Here is a 1,083-nt window from a genome sequence, read left to right on the forward strand (position 1 = left end):
GTGCAAGGCCGAGAACGCTGTCGCCTTGCACACCAGCGACGCGATCGACATGGGCCGGCTCCTGAAAAGCACGATGCGGCTGCGTCCGGATCGGATCATCGTCGGCGAGGTTCGCGATGGGGCTGCGCTGACATTGCTCAAGGCCTGGAACACCGGTCACCCGGGCGGCGTGACGACAATCCATTCCAATACGGCGGAATCTGCGCTCAGGCGGCTCGAGCAACTGACGGCCGAGGCAAGCCAGCAGCCGATGCGCGAGGTGATCGGCGAGGCGGTCGACCTGATCGTCTCGATCGAGCGAACCCCCAGGGGCCGCGTGGTTCGCGATGTTCTGCATGTCGAGAGCTTTGTGAATGGTCATTACCGCACTGAATCCTATTCGCCGAAGGAGGAACGCCATGTCGCATGAACGCATGTGGAGGTTTGCGCTCGCGACATTCGCGCTGGCGCTTGTCCATGCCGAGCCCACCCTGGCATCGAGTGGCGGCGGCGGGTTGCCGTGGGAAGGCCCCTTGCAGCAGATCCAGCAGTCGATCACCGGTCCGGTCGCCGGTTTCATCGCGCTCGCCGCGGTCGCAATTGCCGGCGGCATGCTGATCTTCGGCGGCGAACTCAACGATTTCGCGCGGCGGCTGATGTATGTCGTGCTCGTCGCCGGCATCCTGCTCGGCGCCACCCAGATCGTCGCCCTGTTCGGCGCCAGCGGCGCCTCAATCAGCGACGTCGCGCCGCCGAAAACCGAAAGGGCAGGGGAGGCGGGCCATGGCTGAACCGGGTTCCGCCCTCGATCGCTCGCGCATCCACCGGGCTCTGTCGCGGCCGAACCTGCTGCTTGGAGCCGACCGCGAGCTCGTGCTCGTGACCGGCCTCGCAGCCGTAATCCTGATCTTCGTCGTGCTGACGCCCTATTCGGCGCTGTTCGGAATTGCGGTCTGGATCGTCCTGGTGGCGGCACTCCGGACGATGGCCAAGGCCGACCCGATGATGCGGCGCGTCTACGCCCGCCACGTGAGCTATCGGCCGCACTATAGGCCGACCTCGACGCCCTGGCGGCGGTTCTGAGGGCCGGCCATGGTGGCGCTG

General features: G+C 66.3%; 3 protein-coding genes. All 3 read left to right on the forward strand.

Going from position 1 to position 1,083, the window contains the following annotated elements:
* A partial coding sequence (locus EOA27_RS37645) for an ATPase, T2SS/T4P/T4SS family (protein WP_189562349.1) occupies positions 1-409 on the forward strand: 409 nt, incomplete at its 5' end.
* Between the two features lie 4 nt (positions 410-413).
* The gene (locus EOA27_RS37650) at positions 414-770 is read left to right on the forward strand and encodes a TrbC/VirB2 family protein (protein WP_245491356.1); all 357 of its coding nucleotides are present in this window, start codon (positions 414-416) and stop codon (positions 768-770) included.
* Positions 763-1,062, forward strand: coding sequence for a conjugal transfer protein TrbD (locus tag EOA27_RS37655; protein ID WP_127258866.1), 300 nt, complete (start codon positions 763-765; stop codon positions 1,060-1,062). The genes EOA27_RS37650 and EOA27_RS37655 overlap by 8 nt, the downstream gene beginning before the upstream one ends.
* Positions 1,063-1,083 lie beyond the last annotated feature (21 nt).

It is taken from the genome of Mesorhizobium sp. M2A.F.Ca.ET.037.01.1.1, assembly GCF_003998075.1.
Classification (GTDB): Bacteria; Pseudomonadota; Alphaproteobacteria; order Rhizobiales; family Rhizobiaceae; genus Mesorhizobium.

Coding starts and splice junctions, on each gene's coding strand:
- EOA27_RS37650 (WP_245491356.1), top strand. CDS start 414: ATGTGGAGGTTTGCGCTCGCGACATTCGCGCTGGCGCTTGTCCATGCC.
- EOA27_RS37655 (WP_127258866.1), top strand. CDS start 763: ATGGCTGAACCGGGTTCCGCCCTCGATCGCTCGCGCATCCACCGGGCT.